This window comes from Photorhabdus kleinii, from assembly GCF_025384885.1.
Classification (GTDB): domain Bacteria; phylum Pseudomonadota; class Gammaproteobacteria; order Enterobacterales; family Enterobacteriaceae; genus Photorhabdus; species Photorhabdus kayaii.
Map to the genome: position 1 here is coordinate 70,807 of NZ_JAJAFY010000003.1, position 14,708 is coordinate 85,514.

17 protein-coding genes and 2 pseudogenes are annotated in these 14,708 nt (G+C 43.8%); 2 read left to right on the forward strand and 17 right to left on the reverse strand.

All coding sequences use genetic code 11. The features are described from left to right. Positions 1-95: 95 nt before the first annotated feature. The 12 genes and pseudogenes from LG003_RS03395 to LG003_RS03450 form a co-directional block, all read right to left on the reverse strand. The gene (locus LG003_RS03395) at positions 96-356 is read right to left on the reverse strand and encodes a hypothetical protein (protein WP_262980152.1); all 261 of its coding nucleotides are present in this window, start codon (positions 354-356) and stop codon (positions 96-98) included. Continuing rightward, positions 353-811 carry a hypothetical protein gene (locus LG003_RS03400; protein WP_262980153.1) on the reverse strand — a complete coding sequence of 153 codons (459 nt, stop codon included), beginning with the start codon at positions 809-811 and terminating at the stop codon, positions 353-355. Before LG003_RS03400 ends, LG003_RS03395 begins: the two co-directional genes overlap by 4 nt. Then, positions 811-1,260, reverse strand: a complete 450-nt coding sequence (locus LG003_RS03405) for a DUF4054 domain-containing protein (protein WP_262980154.1) — start codon at positions 1,258-1,260, stop codon at positions 811-813. Before LG003_RS03405 ends, LG003_RS03400 begins: the two co-directional genes overlap by 1 nt. A gap of 4 nt (positions 1,261-1,264) precedes the next feature. Continuing rightward, positions 1,265-1,591 carry a hypothetical protein gene (locus LG003_RS03410; protein WP_049582229.1) on the reverse strand — a complete coding sequence of 109 codons (327 nt, stop codon included), beginning with the start codon at positions 1,589-1,591 and terminating at the stop codon, positions 1,265-1,267. Continuing rightward, positions 1,592-2,625, reverse strand: a pseudogene (locus LG003_RS03415) (major capsid family protein). Continuing rightward, entirely contained in the window at positions 2,625-3,101 is a 477-nt protein-coding gene (locus LG003_RS03420) for a structural cement protein Gp24 (protein WP_262980155.1), read from the reverse strand. Before LG003_RS03420 ends, LG003_RS03415 begins: the two are co-directional and overlap by 1 nt. Positions 3,102-3,103: 2 nt before the next feature. Then, positions 3,104-4,429, reverse strand: a complete 1,326-nt coding sequence (locus LG003_RS03425; RefSeq protein WP_262980156.1) for a DUF2213 domain-containing protein — start codon at positions 4,427-4,429, stop codon at positions 3,104-3,106. Positions 4,430-4,446: 17 nt separating this feature from the next. Beyond that, complete coding sequence (locus tag LG003_RS03430) at positions 4,447-5,139, reverse strand: phage head morphogenesis protein (protein WP_262980198.1); 693 nt, start codon at positions 5,137-5,139, stop codon at positions 4,447-4,449. Positions 5,140-5,197: 58 nt separating this feature from the next. After that, positions 5,198-6,955 carry a DUF1073 domain-containing protein gene (locus LG003_RS03435; protein WP_262980157.1) on the reverse strand — a complete coding sequence of 586 codons (1,758 nt, stop codon included), beginning with the start codon at positions 6,953-6,955 and terminating at the stop codon, positions 5,198-5,200. Then, positions 6,955-8,190 carry a PBSX family phage terminase large subunit gene (locus LG003_RS03440; protein WP_049582807.1) on the reverse strand — a complete coding sequence of 412 codons (1,236 nt, stop codon included), beginning with the start codon at positions 8,188-8,190 and terminating at the stop codon, positions 6,955-6,957. The genes LG003_RS03435 and LG003_RS03440 overlap by 1 nt, the downstream gene beginning before the upstream one ends. 11 nt (positions 8,191-8,201) lie before the next feature. After that, positions 8,202-8,918: a terminase small subunit gene (locus LG003_RS03445; RefSeq protein ID WP_262980158.1), complete on the reverse strand. Its 717-nt coding sequence runs from the start codon at positions 8,916-8,918 to the stop codon at positions 8,202-8,204. 77 nt (positions 8,919-8,995) lie between these two features. Continuing rightward, positions 8,996-9,313, reverse strand: a complete 318-nt coding sequence (locus LG003_RS03450) for a hypothetical protein (protein ID WP_049582234.1) — start codon at positions 9,311-9,313, stop codon at positions 8,996-8,998. Positions 9,314-9,613: 300 nt separating this feature from the next. On the opposite strand from LG003_RS03450, the gene LG003_RS03455 reads away from it, so the two are divergent. Then, entirely contained in the window at positions 9,614-10,717 is a 1,104-nt protein-coding gene (locus tag LG003_RS03455) for a beta family protein (RefSeq protein WP_049582235.1), read from the forward strand. On the opposite strand, the gene LG003_RS03460 is transcribed toward LG003_RS03455, so the two are convergent. The 4 genes and pseudogenes from LG003_RS03460 to LG003_RS03475 all read right to left on the reverse strand — a co-directional run bounded on the left by LG003_RS03460 (position 10,677) and on the right by LG003_RS03475 (position 13,017). Then, positions 10,677-11,255 carry a sce7726 family protein gene (locus LG003_RS03460; protein WP_049582237.1) on the reverse strand — a complete coding sequence of 193 codons (579 nt, stop codon included), beginning with the start codon at positions 11,253-11,255 and terminating at the stop codon, positions 10,677-10,679. The genes LG003_RS03455 and LG003_RS03460 overlap by 41 nt on opposite strands. Before the next feature lie 507 nt (positions 11,256-11,762). Beyond that, positions 11,763-12,224 carry a lysis protein gene (locus LG003_RS03465; protein WP_112876767.1) on the reverse strand — a complete coding sequence of 154 codons (462 nt, stop codon included), beginning with the start codon at positions 12,222-12,224 and terminating at the stop codon, positions 11,763-11,765. A gap of 92 nt (positions 12,225-12,316) precedes the next feature. Continuing rightward, positions 12,317-12,853 carry a lysozyme gene (locus LG003_RS03470; protein WP_262980159.1) on the reverse strand — a complete coding sequence of 179 codons (537 nt, stop codon included), beginning with the start codon at positions 12,851-12,853 and terminating at the stop codon, positions 12,317-12,319. Next, positions 12,837-13,017 (reverse strand): annotated as a pseudogene (locus LG003_RS03475) (phage holin family protein). The gene LG003_RS03470 and the pseudogene LG003_RS03475 overlap by 17 nt, the downstream one beginning before the upstream one ends. 160 nt (positions 13,018-13,177) lie before the next feature. On the opposite strand from LG003_RS03475, the gene LG003_RS03480 reads away from it, so the two are divergent. Further along, positions 13,178-13,579: a YjaA family stress response protein gene (locus tag LG003_RS03480; RefSeq protein WP_112876768.1), complete on the forward strand. Its 402-nt coding sequence runs from the start codon at positions 13,178-13,180 to the stop codon at positions 13,577-13,579. A 43-nt stretch (positions 13,580-13,622) separates the two neighbouring features. Here LG003_RS03480 and LG003_RS03485 read toward each other — a convergent pair whose 3' ends face one another. Further along, positions 13,623-14,666 (reverse strand): DNA-methyltransferase, encoded by a 1,044-nt coding sequence (locus LG003_RS03485; protein WP_262980199.1) that lies wholly within the window; start codon positions 14,664-14,666, stop codon positions 13,623-13,625. Positions 14,667-14,708 lie beyond the last annotated feature (42 nt).

Genomic DNA, 14,708 nt, shown 5'->3' on the forward strand with positions numbered 1-14,708 from the left:
TGCAATGTAACAGCGAATTTGCACCAATCCGGCCACGCTTCCAAAATCTGCACTATCAACCACACTTCACCATTAATAATCAGCAGATCACCCCCTTACTGCCTGGGGCGGTTGACGGCATTAAAATTGCCATTCACATAAGCTGCTTTGAGTATGCCCTGAATATTCAAACCATTCGTATGTTGCAGATCAGTAAAAGTCAGTGGCTGGATTTGTGCGGTAACGGGTGTTGTGATGTATTTCGGGATTTGCTTGCCGCTGGGTGCTATATCATATCCCGCACTTACCCGTATCTCCCCAGGTGAGTGCGGATTAACAACCCCGACAGCACCAGATGCAATGCCATGCAAGTTCATTCATTCCCCTCATCAACCACATAATCAACACTGTTCAGCATATGTTTGGTGTGACGTAACGGCGCATCAAATCCCTTTTTAGCTATAGTGGGTTTTTCATTAGCCGGTGAAGTGAAAGAACGAATGGATTGCTGAATTTGCCCCTTAATAACTTCCCCGGTCATTCGTAATGCCACATCTCCGCTCATATCATTATCCCTCAAACACTGTGCGACAGTATCACCCCATTCATTAGCATGTTCGTTGATAGTGTTACGAAAAAACGGACGGGGCCGCCTGTTTCGCCCCGGATCACCGATCTCGTTACTGATTGCCACCATTGCAACCGAAGTGCCATCGGGATAAGTCGCATCTTTGAGAAAACCAGCCCGCAATTTTTTGCCTTCACCCACTCTTTTAGCTAATTGCTTTAAATAGCGTTTTGCGGCATCACTCCCCTTAATACTGCTCGACATTAGCGCCTCCCTTGAGTCCGTGGGTAGTAATATGACGGATAGTGAGAGGGAGAGCTGCCGGGGATGTAACGCATAGTTCTGTATTGCGCTGTTGCCTGCCAGTACATAGCCCCGTATTTCGTCTGCAAGAACCAAGCAGCACGTTCACTCACAGCGCCCATATCAGCCGAAACGGAAACAGGCCCCTCGCTTGCGCTGCTAACCCGCCCCACGAGCGGATTGGCCGCTGTTCCGCTAGCAGATAAACGATTAAGTTCAGCAATATGAGCAACAAGTATATTCAGTAACATTGCGCGTTGCTCAAGATCACTAACTGGGCTTTGGGCCGTATTGTTAAGATAGAGTGTTGCTTCAGTAAAATAGGTATCCAGCAGAACATCACTGACAGAAGAAAACTCTGGGTAACGAATGCGAAACTTCACGACATCAAAAACAACAACAAAGCCCATTAGCTTAATCCTCTTCTTTTCGCTGCTCGATATTCTTACCCGGCTTTTTGGGATCGATAGGCTCCAACCCGTTCTTTAACTCGGCTTTTTCCTCAGCTTCCGTCCGGGCCTCTTTGAGCTTTTCCTGAGCAAAAATAAGCCCATTTTTGACTAATTTCGTATCGGCATGGAGTTCCAGATATTTGTCAAAAAATGCTTTATCAACATCATATGTCAATCCATAACCACCAATAATTGTTGATGAATTTATCCCGTTTAGCGTCACGCGATTCTCATCAATTTCAATCGTTAACCCGTGGGGCAATTTACACCCCACAATGACTGTCGCCATTTAAACCCCCAACATTTGTGCAATAGCGTGTGGATAACGAATAATCGCCCCCACGTACCGGCTGATTTCTTTTGTTTAAAACTGGATGAACTCACAACAACCGCGTGTGCCCGCATTTTTTCAGTAAATGAGGCATAAGCCGTTTTTTCACCATCAAGCGTATCGGCAATCAATTGAACCAGTTCCCCTGCTTCTGTACTGTATTCAACCGCCGTTTCAATCGTCAGATTCGGAAAATTCTTTTTCAACTGATCGGTAACATTAACGTTGTATTGGTTGGTTTTTGTCAGATTGACTTCCGCTGTTGGCGACATACAAAGTTTCAATGGATCTGTTCGCTCCACCAGCCCTTCTGTCTGTTTTGTAAGCTGTTTGAATAGACGTTGGGAAATATCGTCATAAATTGCCTGCCCGTCTTTGGTTTCCCACGCTGTACCATTGGATTTTCCGTTTGCCGCCGGTATTACCGGCGCACTTAACCCAGGATCATTCAACAGTCCATAGTTTTTAAGTCCCGCAATACCATAGAAATAAGACTTATTCATAAACTTGTTTAGGGTTAATGCGCTTGCGGTATTAAGTTGCGCCGCTCGATTGATACGGGCCGTACCGTACATATCCAGCTCACGCTCCCCCCAGACAGTAAATGTTTGGAAATGATAGCTCTGGCGTTCCACCCAGTTCACGTTAGCGTCTGACATGCCATTATTGCTGTGATCACCGTATGAGCTCACTTCACCTGTTGATTCTTCAACTGGGAACTGGGTTGTCAGCGTTGTCCAGTCACCTTTTTTATTTTCACCGATAATTTCAGCCGCTCTCATCGGCGTGACCAACACACGAACCAACTCAGGATCGAGATAGTTAGTCAAATACGCAGGAACCCCGGCGTTACTCACGGTCACCATAGCAGGCTGTGCATCCATAGCTACTGTATAGTTATTAGCATATTGGGGATTTAAGTAATCGACGGCCTGTGGTACTACAATGCCGTATTCCCCTTCAATATATTGAAAATCTGCGTGTCGTTTCATTAGCTCCAGGTCCCCATTTTGACTAATTCACCCGCACCAGCAGCGGTACCGGCAACGAATTTGGTTTCGATAAAATCAGTGCTAGTTTTTCCCGCTGCGGCGGTCTGTACCTCACCCGTTTTTAAGGATGCGTAAATCTTATCCCCAACTTTTGCGGGCGTACTTGTTCGTACCGTAAAATCACCCGCAGTAAATAAAGTGACTTCACGTCCGGGTTGGATCAGCATAGATGCTTCACCCAGCCAAAGAGTGATAGATGCTTGTCCGTCACGCCCCACAAAACCAGACGGAGCACCCGCCCCCTTGTTCGAGACGACACCATCAATCACCCAGGCAAAACGCCCAACAGTCACACCGTCCTTACCCGCAATCAGTGCGCCTTCCCCTGCCAGCAAAATGGCGTTAGGGTTAGTACTGGCAAATGCCCCCTCAATACCGGGGGCTGGATAGTGATTAATTTTGTTCGGAAAACCCATAGTTAAACCCTCACTAATTTAGATGCGGTGGGAAAACGTTTTTCAAAAGAATCTATAGCCGCAGAATCCATTGCCAGGCGGGCTTTCGGTTTTGCTGACTCGGCTATACTGATCTGCATTTTCACTAAAGAACGATAAGCGGACGGATGAACGCCGGTTGTATCAACACCCACCTCATCAAGCGCAACTCTGTAAATTTCGTCAGCAGAATCCATTGCTACTACATCACCGATGAGGGGTTTAACCTCAGCCTCAGCAATGCGAATAGCATTAATGCGATTCACTGTATCTTTCTCTATCTTCCGAGTAGCTGCACAAATAGCCGCATCCATTGCGGGCTTACTAACACTATCCTCTTCCTTTGGTTCTGGTTCATTATCGGGATCATCGTCCTGCGCAGGCGTGCCTGAAATTAACGCCCGGATTTTTTCCAAGTCTTCCTCTGGCAATTTACCCGCAAGCAGTTCGAGCACTTGCGCACAGATATCATCATCCTGCGCGGGTGGCTCCGCTGGCTCCTGTGTCTCCGCATCATCAGCAACAGCTTCAATGATTGAGGCAAGCTCCGCTGAGTCGATTTCCATATCCTGAGCCAGAAGGGTACCGAATTTATTTTTCGCCGCTTCCGCTATACTTTTCGCGCTATCACCCGCTTTCAGTAATGAGGCAATTTCTTTCGGTGCGGCATCTTGTGCTAATTTCGGCTGCAAGTATGCCCCCAGCGCTGCACGTACAGCGACAGCCACCATTTTTTTATTTAACTTCATGTGTTTTAACTCCAGAGGGAGGGAATCGCAGACAACAACATCTGCACCGGCTCGCCCTTCTTCAACAAGAGCGACATGGTTCCCGACGATATCGCGCATAACACCATCATGATGAATTCCGTCATACGTGCCGGGGGTCATATCAGCTACGTAGTGATACGCCGCTGACAATTCTTTTTGTTCATCCGATTCAATACCCGCTATAGATTCAGCATCCCAAATTGCCAAGCTGTTTTTCAGGTATGTACCATCGAACATGGAATTTGATCCCGTTGTACCGACAATCAATTCTGTTGAAGGTTTGGCCGCCGTGACGGGAATGTGTTTTTTCAATAACGGCAGGTTATTGAAGGTTGCAGCCCCTTTTTTTATTTCATCAGGGTCACGCAACAGTTTGTACATACGATTAGGATCGAGTCCTAATCTTTGCCAGTTCGGGATTTCTCTTCCGTAATACGATGATACCGTCGCCTTAGAGATAGGACTTTCAACAACATGCAAACGCCCGTCTCTGTCGTATGAGCGTACAGAAGCCCGATCTAACGCCAGACCGTGATTCATAATATTTCTCGGATTAATTAGTTGCTTAGTTTAGGAATGACGACCTGCCAACCACACCCGCAATTGATTTCTTCACCAGGCATGATCCATTTGCCGTCAATATAAAGCCCTTTTGATAAATCGAACTCTTCACCATCCGCTTTCAAGTGTGATTGACGAAATTTTTTTGCTGCACGACTGTGCCGCCAGATACCCATTTTAAAACCGATTGAACGCTGCCGGGCAGATTGCATAACAGAAGTTGCTTTGTTGTTCTGGTCACGAGCAATCAGTGCTGCGCGGCGCTTAGTCATGCCGTAACGCTCTTGCAAGGCTTTTGTCAGCGTTCCAAGATCACGCCCTCTTGCTACGGATTGCATTACTAGCGTTTCAACTTGCGACAAATATTGCCGTGGAATACTTTTAATCAACCCAACATTCTCACCAATGACCGCCTGTAGCGCGTTATTCATTTCTGTCGTCATCGTGAAGGGTATCGAAATATGTGCAGCATCTAACGCATGGATTAACGAGGCATCCATGTTATCCATTGATAAAGCCGCGAATTTTTTCGCCAGCTTGTCAGCTAAAGCATCAAACTGCTTCAACCAACGCCGGGTTAATTTTCGCATTGCTGAACGCATCAACATCGCCGGGCTAGCATCCATTGCCATTGCTGCACCGCTGTTCTTATAGTTGGCGGATACCCAGTAAATCACTGAGTTATTCATCTCATCCACCAGCTTATATAGCTGCCTGCTGTACCATACCCGAACGCCCGCATTAGGTTTAATTTGCCGGAGCACTTGGTTTCTCGTTGGTTTCCTCATGTATTGAGCCTGCCGTTATTCCAGTGAATAGTTTTTTGGCATCATCTTCATCAATTGGAAACGCTGTAGTCACTATCGCTATGGCGCTTTCAAGTGAGAGTAATCCCTCCGCATATTTTGTAACTACATCCACGATACTGGATACCTGAGCACCGTTCAGGGATTCTTTTGCCATTCCTTGACTATCATGATCTGATTTATGTTCTGTATTACTGATATCGTCATCATCATTAAATGAGTCCTTAACATCCTCGCTGTCGTTTTCGATATCATTAATCTCAAGGGAGTGATACGGGCTGTTTTCATCATTGGCTAGACGTTCGCGGGCTTCATCTGTACTAATCACATTTGCAGCAATTAATACTGAATCAGTATCTGCATCGGTCTTACGTATGTTGGCTTTTTGTTCATCAGTCATTTGATATAGCGGTTCGAATGTAAAGCTAATATCAGGATCAATTTCGCCAAATTCGGATAATTGAATAATATCAATCATTCGTGCCAGCCCATCTTTCACCAACATTTGCAAGGTAGCAATAAAGTCATAGAAAACACGGATTTCCCCATCAGATGACGCATTTAGCCCACTCGGTGTGATACCGGTAAAAATAACTAACGGTATGCTACTGACTGAACTCATATGTTCCTGAAACTGGGCTTGCAGTGAATCAAGGCCGCTCAGCGGTGTATTGAACTGGAAAAACTCCTCTTCATTATCCAGCATCATTACTCCTCGGTTATCACGCATCTTATTAAACAATTCTGCACGATAAATTAACTGATCGGGACTATTCGTCTGTCCTTGTAATGTAGATTGAAGATTGGTTTTAAATCCAGACACAGAGAATGAATGGATCAAATCAGATACGCTATCACGTGTCCTATACCAGTTTTGTACATAAGATTCTGCAATCTGAGTCAGTGATAAGCCGCCGAAATTATACGCAGGTTTAAGCATATCGGTTAATGGCCGGGTGATAAATGTAATCAAACGACTGTCATGTACAGTCTTTGCCATCACATACCAACTTGACGGCTTATAGAAGTCATTGCTCAACGGGTTGTTAGCGTTATAAATCCCCGGATATGTCCATATTGGTTCAATAACGTTAAAACCAATAAGACTTCCTTTTGTGATTTTTTTAGGTGACAGAAATAATCTAGACTCAAGTTCAACCGGATCGGTTGCAGCAAGCACACCTTTTGATGTTCGCACGTCAATATAAATCTGACCGCGCCCAAAAAAGCCATCATGCTCAATGGCCTTTTTTAACCGTTCACGAACGTGGAATTTTTCAATAGCCTCATTAAGCACTTTGATTTTATCGGATTTGTCATCATCCCCCACTGATGTTAGCTTTATCCACTTACGAGTCATTTCTCCTGCAATGGTGCCTACCATTTTCCGATATTCGGGTAATTGTGACAGTTGGGCCAGATAAGGATAACCGGGAAAACCCACATCTCCCGATATACCACCTGTCCCCGTCACATATTCATAAGGCGTAGAATCCATTGCCATTAATGCGGACAACTGTTCAGTGGGAACAACACCAGGAGGGGGCCTGTACGGTTCAATAGGCCGAGCTATTTTTCGCTCTGTTATCGATCCGACAGTATCCGGATGTATATTCATCGGCTGAGGCGCTGATTGATCAATAGCCTGTTCAACTGGCAAAGCCTCCGCTTTCTTTTTATGTCTGAATCTGAAAAACATTAAATTCGCCCCAACAGATTTTTAGATATACGAAGTGGGTTGTTTTTACCTGTGATATAACCATCCAGCGAATAACGTACCGCATCCCAACAATGGTTATGTTTGTCGAGCACCACCGGCAGGACTTCACCGGTCAGACGGTCGGTCTTGTATGAATAGAGTCTTGCCTCATCAATCATGTGCTTACAGCGTTCATGAATAATGATTTCTTCAAAGCCTTTAAGGTAAGTGATCCCGTCTTCGACACTTCCGGGCCATTTTGTGGCGCCGTCAATGATGAACCCCTGACGCGACAAGTAACTGATTGTTTCAGGTCGGCTGCAATCACCATGAATAGGCCACTTTCTAGCCTCTGGAATTGAGTCATAGAACTGGGGCATCTCGTCCAATTCAACTCCGACGCCATAGGCTTCATATTCAATATATAGTTTGGTACCGATAATGAAGCAGCGAATTAATGTTGACGGGTCATTCGCGAAACCAAAGTCAGCCCCATAGAAAAGTCGATCAGCTTCTAGCCATAGCTCATCAGAAAATGCTTCAACCCGGTACTTGCCAGAGAAAATAACCGCTTCACTGAGTGCTTTTGGCAATCCAAGCCAAATATGCTCATACGCTTCATAGTCGATGCGTTTGCAATATTCCATCTCTTGTCGGAGTACGTCAGGGAAAAAAGCGTTATCGCAATAGTTAACTTTTCGAATAATCACACCACCATCGGGCGGATCTTCCTGATGCCGGATCATCAGTTTGTATGTCGGGTCTTCCTCCTCGCGAGGATTAAAAGAAACCCAGACTTCGGATTTATTGGCGCGAACTGTCGGACCGAGGATATCCCAACTATCTTGTGATACCGTTTGAGCTTCCTCTACCCAACAGATCTTAATGCCATGCATCGACTTGATGCTTTGAATATTGTTTCGAAGACCTTTAAACGTGAAACGAGTGCCATTCCGACCTTCTATCTCGTTATTCTTGACTTTGTAGAAGTGGGACAGCCCAAGATCAATAACTTGTGCCTCAAGCAGCGCAAGGACGGAATCGTTAATAGAGTTTTGGAATTCGCGCGCGCAGAGAATCGTCATTGGTTCTATTACGCCCAACAATACCAGCGCACGAGCAATCTCTACCGATTTACCGCCACCCCGCCCGCCATACGTCCAACGCCAACGGACAGAACCTAATGCACGGTCATATAAAACCTCTGTCGCCCAGTCACTACTAAAGGCGTACAGAACACCATCAATTATGACCGGGCTATCTGTTTTCCCTCGCGGAGCTTCTCCATGTGAGAAGCCCACACATCAGCCGGGCAATTCGCAGGGGTCACAATGCAGACTTTTCCGTAACTCAGTCCAGCAAGATCGACATTGACCTCAGCCTTATTGCTGCTCATGTCGATACCGGTAAGCTGCGCAGCGTTCTTAATATTCGGCGCAACTTGTCCGAATTTCTTATCTGCTAACGCTTCTTTCCCGGCGCGAAATGACAATTCAGCTAAATGTCCAGCATTGAATGAAACAAGTAACGCCGCTTCGTTTCTCAGTTCTCGAATGCGGGCTTTTATTTCAGGTCTGCGCATCAATATGGATGATTGAGAATCAGCGCGAGCCGGAGAGTAACCCGCGCATATTGCCGCCTCTTTCATCGGCATACCCGCCGCTATATTCTGAGCAAACTGTTCGTATTGCGGTTTTAGAATCCCTGCGGTTCCCTGCGAACTTTCTGCGAACTTCTCAAGTTCATGTATATTGCTAACACTGCCTATTGTCTGACTTTGCGCCTGGTTCGCATCAGGTTCGCACTGCGTACTTTCAACAATAGTGCGAACCCACTCCTCAGTCTTTGCCCTCTTGCGGATTGCGGCATCACTAATACCGTGTTGTTTGGCAATCTCCCTGATTGAGAGAAGGCCAAAACGGTAATCACGCTCTATTCCCTCCCAATCAGTATTTTTTGCCATCTCTTTACCTTAAAATAAAAAACCACCGTGAAAGGTGGTCAACATGCAATATTTATTCAATAACAAAGAATCATCACTTAGTTATTGCTTAATTCGGCTTTCCGTCTGATATTTACCATTCGAACATAAAAATCATGCATATATTTATAATTTTCTTCACGTTTATCAATAGCCTCAAAAGGCTTAAGCCACTCATCAACCTGAGATTTGCACGTAATAAAAGCATCATTCACTAACTTCTCAGGCAGTATGTCTGCTGATAATTTAGGAAGAACATAATCATTTAGACATGTTGTCATAGGATCTGCGTATTGGGTTTCCGAGTACCCAATACAAGGTAAAATAAAAACAATCAGCAATCCGATAAGTTTTACGCAATTGAATATTTTTAACATCACTTCCTCCTTGCATGGGAGGATTATACATTAGGATTATCACTAGTATGCGATAGATACAAAACGCCACCACGAGATGTGATGGCATGGGGATATTCCTGTAGCTACTCAGGGAATGGACACAGAAATAAGAATTTATCGTTAGAAAATTATGTTAGTGAGGAAACATGAATAACATCACGATTATTAATTCATATCTTCATCTATATTAAGAAAATACGATCCAGCTCTCTATGTGTTATCTAACGAAAGGTAATAGACTGTCTATTCTTTAACCTTATCAAAATTAGGAGATAAACAGTGCTTGAAACAATTTCATATATCCCTATCTTAAAGACCAAAAGAGCTGAATTTAATGCATTAAATCAACTCGACACTTTTACGAAATCAAAGATTATTCCTCTATTAGAAATTGAGCCAGTTCCCATAGACCCTGACACAGATATCCCAGATAAAACATATAATGAAATGTTAAATGGGTTTGAGAGAAAAATTCTTTCTGGGTGTGATGGTATTCCTATAGTATTTTTAGATGGGATTTTAATCGAAGAGCAATTTATTGCTTCAACAGACACATATCCAATTGAAAATGCGATAATCCAAGCAAGAAACGCTGGGTTTAGAGTGATTCCGGTAACATCTCCGACCAGATCAGTTGATTATAAACAATCTATCAGCACCCTTGTGCAGAGCGAAATTTGCTTCAGATTAACAACCACTGATTTAGTCAATCCTCAGCTAATTACTGATTATATCCATGAATTACAAATTACCCCTGAGCATATTGATGTAATTATCGATCTACGAGATATGCTATCAGAAAGTGATGTCAGCTCAGGGCATAGCAAAATACTTGCGTTGGGCTTGATTAATAACTTTAGCAACCTCCAGAGATTCCGTTCTATATCATTAGCATCAGGATCTTTCCCTATTGATTTGAGCGGCATATCATTAGGAACTTACTCTCAAACTCGCTTGGAATGGACATTGTGGCAAGCTCTTCACTCTAGCGGACAGTTATTAAGAAACGTCATTTATAGTGACTATGGTATACAGCACCCTGATTATTCTCGCCTTGCAACTCGATTCCCCAGTGTTACCGCCAGTGTTCGATATACTGCCGATAGTGATTTTTTAGTATTTAGAGGGCAAGTTGCGAATCGATATGGCTATGAACAGTATGGCGCTCATAGTAAAGCAATTGTGACCCACCCTGAATACTCAGGAAATTCATTCTCTACGGGTGATAAAGATATTGATAATTACGCGAGAGAATACACGCAATACCTTCAAGATCCTGAGGGAAATCACAAATTTGGCAGTCCAGAAGTTTGGAGGAGAATTGGACAAAACCACCATATTACTAAGGTAGTCTCTCAGCTCTCCAATTTGTACGGGCTTTAAGCTTTTTCCTGACCAAATCACGAAGCTCATCTGTATCTACAGTTTCTGCTAATTTATTCCATAACACACGCCGTGGTTTGCTTTTTAGACCACGGTCTTTACCTAAATCAGAGAAAATTTCCAGCATTTCCTCTTTCCATAGCAACATAGAAAGGGATACTTTATCTATAGACGGATTAAGGCGATTGTGGCGCTCAGTATGTAAATGTATACCATTTCTTGTACCTTGCGTTACTATCTTAACTCCCCACCAATCAGGAATAATCTCCATTGCTGGCTTAGAGTGAGTTTCAGAAACAACAAGAGTTACCTTATCCATAACCGATGAATAATATTGAATCTGTAATGGTAAACGGAGCAAGTTATCACTTTTACTTTTGATTTCATAACCATGCATAAGTCCATTAATCACCGTAATATCAGCACGGCTTGCTCCGAGACTCATTGTAAACTCGTCAATAATCAATGTATCTGGATCTTTGTGATGCTCCTTCAGTATCTTAGAATGAACAGCACGCCGCACGTCTATGTCTTTCATTATCTTGTCTTTCTTTCCAAGGTGTTAATGTAACCGTTTTTGAGGCCAGGAACTTTAAACGCTAACTAAATATATAGCACTATTTTTTTCTTCGTCCTCTGACGTAAAGCCGATTTTAAGAAAAAATTCCAATACTCAGTTAATGCACTGCCCCCTAACATACTCCAGCCACCCCAGTATCATTTGCTCTGAGGTGGCAATGTGTTCTATTCCTCAATTAGAAGGAGCTGCCTCTGGATGCGGTATCTTATCCTGCCAGTGTTCTTTTATCACTTCACTCATACGTTTCATCCAGTCCGCCAGTTTTAATTGCTGTCTCTTTCTCTGATTTCAGTTTAGGGACATTAGTAAACGCCATTTTTGCAATGTATTTACCGAATTCGTCTTTGCTGATGATAAGCGTTTGATCAAGGATCGTCTCTGAATTGTTGTGCTATACATAGTATTTACTGAGTCGTGTTTGCGTTTCCCTGTCTTTCTCGAAGTAAATCAGATCAACTTCTGTTTTCATTTTGTCACCTTGTAACATTCAGTTTTTATGTAATCCTGCAAATATCTTAATTTTGCTCGGTCATTGATGATGCCTTCTCGGATATCAAGAACAGTTGATCCAGTTTCTCCAGTGAGTTCGACTGTGGTTGTAGTGCCCACGCCGCCGGAGGTAGTGGCCTCACACACGGGACAGGTGGCCGCGATGCGCAACCGACGACGACCGGCAGCAACATCATCACGCAGAGCATCATTTTCAGATTTAGCATTAGCAAGTTCCTTCGTATGTTTCACATCCAACTCGTTCAACATCGTGATGTGAGAGTTCTGATAGTCGATAATGTCTGTGAGTTGCTGAATGTCTTCTTGCTGCTGCTTTGTAACACGTTGCTCTCTCTGTAACTCAGAGTGATAATAATACGCTGTCAATGAAATAAGGATCAACGCTAGTATCGTGTAGTAATGAAAGCTAAATTTCATAGCAACAACGCCCCAGAAACCAACCCCATCCATCTTTACCTATCAAAGTAAGAACAAAACCAAACAGAAACAATCTTCCGGCCAACAAATGTCTATTCATCCAACCCCCAGCAAGTTAATTCCGATTCCTGGGCGCGTCGCTCAACCTGACCATAACAGCCGTTTGCCTGCCCTTTGGTTTGTCGGCAATCTCGACCATCGTCAAATACCCAGCGCTTTATCTCAGCACAAGCGCCTTTCTTATCTCCGGCATTCAGCTTTCGATAGAACGTGGAAGAGAAGCATTTCGATGGGCCAATGTTATACGGGCAAAAGCTGGCAATACCTGCTATCTGAGGTTCAGTTAATGGCACCCACACATTGCGTTTTACCCATGCGATGGACTGCTTTGCTTCTTGTGCATTGAGGTCACGGCACTGATTCGGTATTAACCTCATCCCTTGACGAACAGGAGCTCCATCAATCCGAGTCACACCTCGGCAGATTGTCCAGACTCCACCCGCATCCTGATACGTTGATAGCCGGTTACCCTCTTTCTCGTCCAAAAATTGAGACAGTATCGCCATAGCACCTGCACCAGAGAGAACCAGACCGATAACCGTAGCACTTAACTTACTGGTCTTTGTCATTGCGTCTAAACTCCCGATGCTTGTAGTACCAGTTGACCCCAAAGGTACCAACAGTGCAGATAATGCCAATAATGATGGCCCAGTCGTTCAGCGACAGAGCGCCAAGCATTGCTGTAAGCGCCCCAAGTATATGCAATGGAGCTGGTGTATTTGTCCATACGCATAATTCCATCCTACTGATGGGGTGATCATTTAGTTAATTTAATTGTTTGGGCTGATTTGCCCGGTATTGATTTAAAAGACTCAGTGAGAATCAGACTTCACTGTATTAAGAGAAGAACGTATACTTATAACAAATTTGCATTACCTGACATACACATTTTTATGAGCTTAATTTACATACGACTATATATTAATAAAATTGTTGTTCGCAACGTCAGCACTGGTAAAGAAGTCTCTGGTACCCCCGACACTCCCTTTACTACATCTCGTTTATTACTAGGGCAAATGATACCTGCAATGTTTTTGCTTAAAAAGCTAATAAAAAAAGTGAGGAAAAATACTTGGTATAACTTTTTTTTATCAAACCATCATGTGATTATTCAGCCGATGGAAATGAATGAAGGTGGACACAGTCAAGTTGAATTCAGAGCTTATATAGATCTCGCTAAGAGCATTACTTCAAGTCAAAACGTTAATCTCTGTTCACCGAGATTACTACCACTTTCTGACGATGAAATCCGCCAAATACTATCCAACAATTCATTATTTCGCCATAACAACTAATGAGAGAAACTCAAATAACCCCTCACCGCAGCGAGGTAGTTATTCATATCATCGCCCCAATTTCCTGCTTAGTTTGATTAAAGTATTCTTCTTCTAATTCTACACCCAAGACACGACGATTCAGCTTTAGTGCTGCTTTTAGTGTTGCGCCCGATCCCATAAAGAAATCTGCCACTAGATCTCCTTCCCGGCTGCTAGACTGGATAATATGTGCCATCAAATCGGCTGGCTTTTCACAAGGGTGTTTGCCAGGGTAATACTGAACAGCGGGAAACATCCATACATCGGTATAGGGAACATCAACAGTTACAGAAAACGGGCGACGCAGCAGCCCATATTCCCGACTCAATTCTTCATACTGGCGTGATAAAGTAAGATGAGATTCTACTAGCTCATGATACGGCCTGTTTAATTCTCCGTTCTGGTGTTTTTCTCTGGCTATCCGAGCGAACAGTACTCGCAGCTTTTGGTAATCCACTTCATTGGGTAATTGCCACTGGCTATCACTGAACCAGTGACTGGCCATCTGTTTTCCCGTAGCAGCGTTAATTTCTTTTGCTGTGACACCCAACGCCTTTCGTGCATCGCGAAAATAGTCCACAAGAGGTTTAAAGACATATTGCTTAAGTTCGCGGCATTTGTGGAAATATCCATCACCTTTAGGTTGATAAGGCCCCTGATAATGTTCAGCAAATATGATCCGTTCAGTAGCAGGGAAATAAGCCCTTAAACTTTCTTTATTCTGTCTGCGCCACGGACCAGAAGGTTTTGCCCAGATAATGTGGTTAAGCACATTGAACTGTTCACGAACAAGGATTTCCGTATCAGATGCCAGACGCGAACCACAAAACATATACAAACTGCCGTTGGGTTTCAGCACACGCCAGAATTCAGTCAGTACTTCATCCAGCCACGCAAGATAAGCCGTTACATCCTCCCATTGTCTGTCCCAACCACACTCTTTCACCCGAAAATAGGGCGGATCAGTGGCAATTAAGTCTATGCAGCTGTCTGGTAACGTTTTGATAAATCGTAGAGAGTCGTCATTAATTAATGTGATACCACTTAAATTCACAATATTTTCCATAAATCGATACTGGCTTACTCTCAGGTCAGCACAGAACAGGCG

Excerpts from the sequence above, each read along its gene's own strand:
- LG003_RS03450 (WP_049582234.1), bottom strand. The coding sequence starts at position 9,313 with ATGTTAAAAATATTCAATTGCGTAAAACTTATCGGATTGCTGATTGTT.
- LG003_RS03460 (WP_049582237.1), bottom strand. The coding sequence starts at position 11,255 with ATGAAAGACATAGACGTGCGGCGTGCTGTTCATTCTAAGATACTGAAG.
- LG003_RS03480 (WP_112876768.1), top strand. The coding sequence starts at position 13,178 with ATGAGCTTAATTTACATACGACTATATATTAATAAAATTGTTGTTCGC.
- LG003_RS03410 (WP_049582229.1), bottom strand. The coding sequence starts at position 1,591 with ATGGCGACAGTCATTGTGGGGTGTAAATTGCCCCACGGGTTAACGATT.
- LG003_RS03470 (WP_262980159.1), bottom strand. The coding sequence starts at position 12,853 with ATGACAAAGACCAGTAAGTTAAGTGCTACGGTTATCGGTCTGGTTCTC.
- LG003_RS03400 (WP_262980153.1), bottom strand. The coding sequence starts at position 811 with ATGTCGAGCAGTATTAAGGGGAGTGATGCCGCAAAACGCTATTTAAAG.
- LG003_RS03485 (WP_262980199.1), bottom strand. The coding sequence starts at position 14,666 with ATGGAAAATATTGTGAATTTAAGTGGTATCACATTAATTAATGACGAC.
- LG003_RS03435 (WP_262980157.1), bottom strand. The coding sequence starts at position 6,955 with ATGTTTTTCAGATTCAGACATAAAAAGAAAGCGGAGGCTTTGCCAGTT.
- LG003_RS03445 (WP_262980158.1), bottom strand. The coding sequence starts at position 8,918 with ATGGCAAAAAATACTGATTGGGAGGGAATAGAGCGTGATTACCGTTTT.
- LG003_RS03420 (WP_262980155.1), bottom strand. The coding sequence starts at position 3,101 with ATGGGTTTTCCGAACAAAATTAATCACTATCCAGCCCCCGGTATTGAG.
- LG003_RS03430 (WP_262980198.1), bottom strand. The coding sequence starts at position 5,139 with ATGAATAACTCAGTGATTTACTGGGTATCCGCCAACTATAAGAACAGC.
- LG003_RS03465 (WP_112876767.1), bottom strand. The coding sequence starts at position 12,224 with ATGAAATTTAGCTTTCATTACTACACGATACTAGCGTTGATCCTTATT.
- LG003_RS03395 (WP_262980152.1), bottom strand. The coding sequence starts at position 356 with ATGAACTTGCATGGCATTGCATCTGGTGCTGTCGGGGTTGTTAATCCG.
- LG003_RS03425 (WP_262980156.1), bottom strand. The coding sequence starts at position 4,429 with ATGAATCACGGTCTGGCGTTAGATCGGGCTTCTGTACGCTCATACGAC.
- LG003_RS03405 (WP_262980154.1), bottom strand. The coding sequence starts at position 1,260 with ATGGGCTTTGTTGTTGTTTTTGATGTCGTGAAGTTTCGCATTCGTTAC.